The organism is uncultured Roseovarius sp., assembly GCF_913054395.1.
GTDB lineage: Bacteria > Pseudomonadota > Alphaproteobacteria > Rhodobacterales > Rhodobacteraceae > Roseovarius.
Map to the genome: position 1 here is coordinate 1 of NZ_CAJXIP010000171.1, position 6,296 is coordinate 6,296.

The following is a 6,296-nucleotide window of genomic DNA, read 5'->3' on the forward strand; positions in this document are numbered from 1 at the left end:
TCCCGATGGTGCCTGGTGGGTTTTGGGCGATCGCACCCAGGCGCCTTCGGGGGCCGGCTTCGCGCTGGAAAACCGCGTCGCCACCACCCATGCGCTCAGCGACATCTATGCGGACATGAACGTGCAGCGCCTCGCCGGCTTCTTCCGCGATTTCCGCGACATGCTGTTTGCCGACGCCAAGCGCGACGGCGGCTGGGTCGGCATTCTCACCCCCGGCCAGCTCAACGAAACCTATTTCGAACACGCCTATATCGCCCGCTATCTCGGCCTGATGCTGCTCGAAGGCGAAGATCTGGTCGTCCAGGACGGCAAGGTCATGGTGCGTACGGTCGCCGGCCTGATGCCGGTCAGTGCCCTCTGGCGACGCATGGACGCCGCTTTCGTCGACCCGCTCGAATTGCGCTATGACAGCCGCATCGGGACGCCCGGCATGGTCGAGGCGCTGCGCCAGGGCTCAATCTCGATGATCAATGCCCTGGGCACCGGCCTGCTCGAAACAAGGGCGCTCGCCGCCTTCATGCCGCGGCTGAGGGCGATTTCGTGATCGCCTTTTATAACCCGGTCTCGAAAACCCGCCGTACCCTTCTGGCCGAGGCGCGCGATATCCTGCTCAAACACCGCCCGGCGGATACGCCGGTGATGCTGGCAAGTTCGCTTGGGCGGCCCGAGGAATACATTCGCTATCGCCGCCTTGACGAATTGGAAGTGGACGAGGTCGACATGCTGACCGTGGTTCTGATCGGGTCGAGCAATTCGCGTCTGGCACAGTTGGGCGAGGGGCCGCGCATGTTCACGCCGCGCGGTTATGCCCGCAAGATTGACGGCGATCTGGCGCAGGCGCGCGCGGTCGAAAACACAGGGAACGCATAGAGATGACGGTTTATTTTATTGGTGCGGGGCCGGGCGATCCGGAGCTTCTGACCCTCAAGGCCGCGCGGGTGATCGGCGCCTGCCCGGTCTGTCTTTATGCCGGAAGCCTTGTGCCGCCGCAGGTGGTTGACTGCGCACCCGAAGGGGCGCTGGTGATGGACACGGCGCCGATGACGCTTGATGACACCCATGGTCTGATCAAGGACGCGCATGCCAAGGGGCAGGACGTGGCGCGGGTGCATTCCGGTGATCCGTCGCTTTATGGTGCGATAGCCGAACAGATCCGCCGCTTGCGCGCCGATGGCATCGACTATCAGATCATCCCCGGCGTGCCCGCTTATGCTGCGGCGGCGGCGGCCCTGGGGCAGGAACTTACCGTGCCGGAAGTGGCGCAATCCATCGTCCTGACGCGGGTGTCGATGAAATCGACCTCGATGCCCGAGGGCGAGACGCTTGAGAATTTCGCGCGTACCGGTGCGACGCTGGCGATCCATCTCGGGGTGCGCAACCTGCGTGAAATTCATCGGGTCCTTGCGCCCTATTACGGCGAGGATTGCCCGGTGGTGGTGGCCTATCGTGTCGGCTGGCCGGATCAGATGTTCATTCGCGGCACGCTGTCCGATATCCATGCCAAGGTGCGCGCCGAAAAGATCACACGCACGGCGTTGATCATGGTCGGCAAGGTGCTGGGCGAGATCAGCGATTTCACCGAAAGCGCACTGTATGATCCCGCTGTGCCGCATGTGTTGCGCCCCAAGGCAAGCGCCAAGGCATCCGCGTAATTACCGGGGGCAGGCACGACGCGACACCCCCCAGCAGGTGCGATCATGCGGTGGTTTGGGTCGATGACCAATCGGCAAGCGGTGCGAGGGCCGAGGCAATACGCCACTCTGCCGCCACCGGCACCGGAAGGATCGGGCGCGGCGGTTTTGCACCGGTGAGCGAGAGCAGATTGGCGGCGCTATAGATCACCCGCAGGCTTCCGAATTCCTTGAACAGGGCCCAGAGCGGCGCGAACTGGGCGTCGATCTGCATTGCCTTGGCGGTTTCGCCCGCTTGCGCGGCGCGGGTCAGTGCCAGAGAGGGCAGGGGAAACAGGCCCGCCACGACGCTGAACCAGCTATCGGCGCCGGCCAACAGCGCCTGCGACGCGCACCAGTCGCCGCTATAGCCAAGGGTGAAGGGGGCGGCGAGGTCTGCGCGCAGCATGGCCAATTCCCCGGCGATGCTTCCTTGCGGCGGCTCGGGGTTTTTCAGCGCGACGATATTGGGAATCTCCGCGAGCCGCGACAGGAGCGGCGGGGCAAACTGAAAATGCGTCGTCGAGGGATTGTTGTAGATACAGAGCGGCAGCTCGGTGGCCGCCGCAACGCTTTGAAAATGCTGATATACCTCGTCTTGTGTCAAAGGCGTATAGGACATCGGCGCGAGCAAAAGCCCATCCGCCCCGGCCTTTTGCGCGTCGCGCGCAAGCGCGCATGCCTCATCCGTGCGCAATGCGCCGACGCCTGCCAGAACGGGAATCCGACCTGCCGTGATGGACATGGCGGCGTCAATCGCGCGGCGGCGTTCGGCACGTGACAGATAGGCATAGATGCCGGTACTGCCCAGCACGCAGACGGAATCGACGCCCGCTGCGACGCTGCGCTCAAGAAGGGCGCCAAAGGCGTCGGTATCGACCTCGCCCGCCGGGTTGGCGGGGGTGAGGGGAAAGGACGACAGCCCGGCGAAAATGGTGCAGGCGGTCATCTTTGCGGTCCTATTGCAGATCGCCAAATGCCGCTTGCAGGCGTTCGACGGCCTCGACGATCTGGGCGCGGGGCATGCCGATGTTGAAGCGCAGAAAGTTTTCGCCGCCGGTGCCGAAGGTCGAGCCATAGTTGACCGCGATGCGCGCATCCTTGTTGACGCGTCTCTTGTATTCCTCGCGGCTCATGCCGGTGCCCGAGAAATCGACCCATGACAGATAGGTGGCTTCAAGGGCCATCGAGGAAATGCCAGGAATGGCGTTGAGACCTTCGTCAAAAAGCTTGCGATTGCCGTCGAGATAGGTGACGAGCTCGTCCGCCCAGGCGGCACCCTCGGGGCTATAGGCCCCGGTGGTCATCGCCACGCCGAAATCGTGGCTGGCCAGTGACAGGGCCGACATGCGCGCCTTGAGTTGGCCGCGCAGGGTGTCGCTGGGCACGATCATCTGGCCGCAATGCGTCCCGGCTATGTTGAAGGTTTTCGACGGCGCGGTGAGCATGATCAGCCGGTCGGCGATACCGGGATCGGCCAGCGGCATCGCGGTGTGCCTGTGGCCGGGAAAGACCAGATCGTGGTGCACTTCGTCAGATATGATCAACAGATCGTGGCGACGCGCGAAATCGCCGACGGCGCGCAATTCGTCCTTGCTCCAGACCCGACCACCGGGATTGTGCGGCGAGCAGAGGATCAGCATTTTTTCCTTGCCGGTCATCTGGCGTTCATAGGCGTCGAAATCCATCTCGTAGCGGCCATTGTTATTGACCAACGGACATTCGGTGACAGTGCGATTCGCAGACCGGATGACCCGCGCGAAGGCGTGATAGACCGGCGTAAACAGCACCACAGCGTCGCCGGGATTGGTCAGTGTGTCGACCGCAACGCCGACGCCGTTGCACAGCCCGGTCACGGTCATGATCCAGTCGTGCTCAATCTGCCAGCCGTGGCGGGTCTCCATCCACCACTGAATGGCCGAGGTGTAAGGCGTGTAATCGCCGAGATAGCCGTAAATGCCATGCTCAAGCTTGGCACGCACGGCGTCCTGCACGCAATCGGGCGAGCGAAAGTCCATGTCGGCCACCCACATCGCAAGCCCGTCATCTGCCGGAACGCCATGGAGTTTCTCCATCATGTCCCATTTGCTGGACAGATGGCCGCGCCGGTCGATGATCTCGTCGAAATTCATTAGTGCTCTCCTGTGGGCTGCGCGGCCAAGCTAGCCGAAATGGCGTTGGGCGCAAGGGGCGTTGCAGAACGGGTCCTCATATCCTAAATGACCCCTATGAAACGCCCTATCCTGATCCACCCCGACCCGCGCCTCAAGAAGGTATGCACGCCCGTTGCCGATGTGACGGACGCATTGCGCCAGCTGTCCAGAGACATGCTGGAAACCATGTATGACGCGCCGGGCATCGGTCTGGCCGCGCCGCAGGTTGGGGTGCTTGAGCGGATCATCGTACTTGATTGCGTGAAGGGCGAGAATGAAACCCCGCGTCCGATGGTGATGATCAACCCCGAGATCGTGGCGGTGTCGGACGAGACGAATGTCTATGAAGAGGGTTGTTTGTCGATTCCGGATCAATATGCCGAAGTGACCCGCCCGAAAGAGGTCGAGGTGCGCTGGATGGATCTTGACGGCAAGGACCATAAAGAAGGCTTCGACGGGCTTTGGGCGACCTGCGTGCAGCATGAGATCGACCATCTGGATGGCAAGCTTTTCATTGATTACCTCGGTGCGATGAAGCGTCAGATGATCACCCGCCGGATGCAAAAGCTGAAACGCGAAATGGCGCGGGGTTAGGCCGGTGGCGGTGCGTCCCTGTCTGCGCTGGCCCGACAAGCGCTTGCGCAGCGTCGCGGCGCCGGTCGAGGCGATCGACGACGAGGTGCGCGCGCACTGGGCCGACATGATCGACACGATGGAGGCAATGCCGGGCGTCGGTCTTGCCGCGGTGCAGATCGGCGTGATGCGCGCATTGGCTGTGGTCGACGCCAGCGAAAGCCGCGGCAAGGCGGTATGCATGGCCAATCCGAAAGTCCTTCATGCCAGTGTGCAACTGCGCCCGCATGCCGAGGCGAGCCCGAACCTGCCCGGGCTGTCGGCCCTGATCGCGCGGCCACGTGCGGTGACGGTCGAGTTTCTCAACGAGGCGGGCGAGCTTGAGGAGCGCGATTTTGTCGGGCTTTGGGCGACCAGCGTTCAGCACCAGATCGACCATCTGGCCGGACGGATGTATTTCGACCACCTGAGCAAGGTCAAACGGGATATGCTGTTGCGCAAGGCGCGCAAGCTGGCCTGAGCCGCAGGGCGTGCGGCCGGGGGCCATGAAAATTTGCCGAATTTTCTTGGTTTTTTGAGTATTTTTGGAAAGATGAAAGGGGCGGTCATGCGTGTGGTTTTCATGGGGACGCCCGAGTTTTCCGTGCCGGTGCTCGAGGCCCTGGTTGCAGCGGGTCATGAGGTTGTCGCCGTTTATTGCCAGCCGCCCCGCCCCGCCGGGCGCGGCAAGAAGGAGCGCCCTTCGCCGGTTCAGGCACGCGCCAAGGCGCTTGGGCTTGAGGTGCGCCACCCGGTCAGCCTTAAGAGCGAGGCCGAGGCCGAGGCATTCGCAGCGCTCAATGCCGATGTGGCGGTCGTCGTGGCCTATGGCCTGATCCTGCCAAAGGCGATCCTGGATGCCCCGGCGCGGGGCTGTCTGAACATCCACGCCAGCCTGTTGCCGCGCTGGCGCGGCGCCGCCCCCATTCATCGCGCGATCATGGCGGGGGACAAAGAGACCGGCGTTTGCATCATGCAGATGGAAGAGGGGCTTGATACCGGGCCGGTTCTTTTGCGCGAAGCGACGGAGATTGGCGCAGAGGAGGTCACGGGCGCATTGCATGACCGTCTCTCGGTCATGGGCGCGCGGCTTGTCGTCGAGGCGCTGGAGCGGCTTGACGCGCTGGAGCCCGAACCGCAGCCCGAGGGGGGCGTGACCTATGCCGCCAAGATCGACAAGGCCGAGGCGCGGGTGGACTGGACCCGCCCCGCGACAGAGGTCGATCAACTGATCCGGGGGCTTTCGCCCTTTCCCGGCGCCTGGATCGAGGTCGATGGCCAGCGGATCAAGTTACTGGGGTCGGCGCTGGCCGAGGGGCATGGCGCCCCCGGCGAGGTGCTTGACGCCGACCCGAGGGTGGCCTGTGGTTCGGGGGCCGTGCGGCTTTTGCGCTTGCAACGGGCGGGCAGGGGCGCGCAGGATGCCGAGGAGTTCCTGCGCGGCATGGCCCTGCCTGTCGGCACGGTTCTGGGCTAGGGGGTAGGGATGTTTCTGCAACTTTTCGGCACGGTGGTGATCGCGGGGATCGTCGGCTATGTTGCCGAAAAAAGCGCCTTCACCCGCAATGGCTATTTGCCCTCGATCATCATTTGCGTCGGCGGGGCATTCCTGTTCTATTTTATCCGCATCATGTTCGGGCTCCGCTTCGGGGCGCCGGGCGTGGATGCGATCATATCGTCGGTCGGGGCGCTGATCATCGTGCCCACGCATTGGCGCAGCAGAAAGTAGGGCGGCATGGGGGTGATCTATCTTATCGTTATCGGGGCGGCGGCCGGGTTTCTGGCAACGCGGATGATGAAGGTCGAGACCGGCATCGTGCAGACCGTTCTGATCGGGATCGCGGGCGCTCTTATCGGCGGG

Annotated in this window: 7 protein-coding genes and 3 pseudogenes; 8 read left to right on the top strand and 2 right to left on the bottom strand. The window is 63.4% G+C overall.

The features are described 5' to 3' along the window. The 3 genes and pseudogenes from QZ522_RS16830 to cobM form a co-directional block, all read left to right on the top strand. Positions 1 to 538 (top strand): annotated as a pseudogene (locus QZ522_RS16830) (circularly permuted type 2 ATP-grasp protein); the annotation flags it as partial. Then, positions 508 to 870 (top strand): annotated as a pseudogene (locus tag QZ522_RS16835) (precorrin-3B C(17)-methyltransferase); the annotation flags it as partial. The pseudogenes QZ522_RS16830 and QZ522_RS16835, both read left to right, overlap by 31 nt. Before the next feature lie 2 nt (positions 871 to 872). Next, a complete protein-coding gene (gene cobM / locus QZ522_RS16840; protein ID WP_294614279.1) occupies positions 873 to 1,652 on the top strand; it encodes a precorrin-4 C(11)-methyltransferase in 780 nt (259 codons plus the stop codon). Between the two features lie 43 nt (positions 1,653 to 1,695). On the opposite strand, the gene QZ522_RS16845 is transcribed toward cobM, so the two are convergent. Next, positions 1,696 to 2,619 (bottom strand): dihydrodipicolinate synthase family protein, encoded by a 924-nt coding sequence (locus QZ522_RS16845; RefSeq protein ID WP_294614280.1) that lies wholly within the window; start codon positions 2,617 to 2,619, stop codon positions 1,696 to 1,698. A gap of 10 nt (positions 2,620 to 2,629) precedes the next feature. Beyond that, entirely contained in the window at positions 2,630 to 3,802 is a 1,173-nt protein-coding gene (locus tag QZ522_RS16850) for a MalY/PatB family protein (RefSeq protein ID WP_294614283.1), read from the bottom strand. Positions 3,803 to 3,898: 96 nt separating this feature from the next. Between QZ522_RS16850 and def (QZ522_RS16855) the strand changes: the two genes are divergently transcribed. The 5 genes and pseudogenes from def (QZ522_RS16855) to QZ522_RS16875 all read left to right on the top strand — a co-directional run. Then, positions 3,899 to 4,417, top strand: a complete 519-nt coding sequence (gene def, locus QZ522_RS16855) for a peptide deformylase (RefSeq protein WP_294614286.1) — start codon at positions 3,899 to 3,901, stop codon at positions 4,415 to 4,417. A 4-nt stretch (positions 4,418 to 4,421) separates the two neighbouring features. After that, positions 4,422 to 4,916: a peptide deformylase gene (gene def / locus QZ522_RS16860; RefSeq protein WP_294614289.1), complete on the top strand. Its 495-nt coding sequence runs from the start codon at positions 4,422 to 4,424 to the stop codon at positions 4,914 to 4,916. Positions 4,917 to 5,003: 87 nt separating this feature from the next. Further along, entirely contained in the window at positions 5,004 to 5,912 is a 909-nt protein-coding gene (gene fmt, locus QZ522_RS16865) for a methionyl-tRNA formyltransferase (RefSeq protein ID WP_294614292.1), read from the top strand. A 9-nt stretch (positions 5,913 to 5,921) separates the two neighbouring features. Continuing rightward, positions 5,922 to 6,164, top strand: coding sequence for a hypothetical protein (locus QZ522_RS16870; protein ID WP_294614295.1), 243 nt, complete (start codon positions 5,922 to 5,924; stop codon positions 6,162 to 6,164). A 6-nt stretch (positions 6,165 to 6,170) separates the two neighbouring features. Next, positions 6,171 to 6,296: pseudogene (locus QZ522_RS16875) on the top strand (GlsB/YeaQ/YmgE family stress response membrane protein); the annotation flags it as partial.

Coding starts and splice junctions, on each gene's coding strand:
- cobM (WP_294614279.1), top strand. CDS start 873: ATGACGGTTTATTTTATTGGTGCGGGGCCGGGCGATCCGGAGCTTCTG.
- QZ522_RS16845 (WP_294614280.1), bottom strand. CDS start 2,619: ATGACCGCCTGCACCATTTTCGCCGGGCTGTCGTCCTTTCCCCTCACC.
- QZ522_RS16850 (WP_294614283.1), bottom strand. CDS start 3,802: ATGAATTTCGACGAGATCATCGACCGGCGCGGCCATCTGTCCAGCAAA.
- def (WP_294614286.1), top strand. CDS start 3,899: ATGAAACGCCCTATCCTGATCCACCCCGACCCGCGCCTCAAGAAGGTA.
- fmt (WP_294614292.1), top strand. CDS start 5,004: ATGCGTGTGGTTTTCATGGGGACGCCCGAGTTTTCCGTGCCGGTGCTC.
- QZ522_RS16870 (WP_294614295.1), top strand. CDS start 5,922: ATGTTTCTGCAACTTTTCGGCACGGTGGTGATCGCGGGGATCGTCGGC.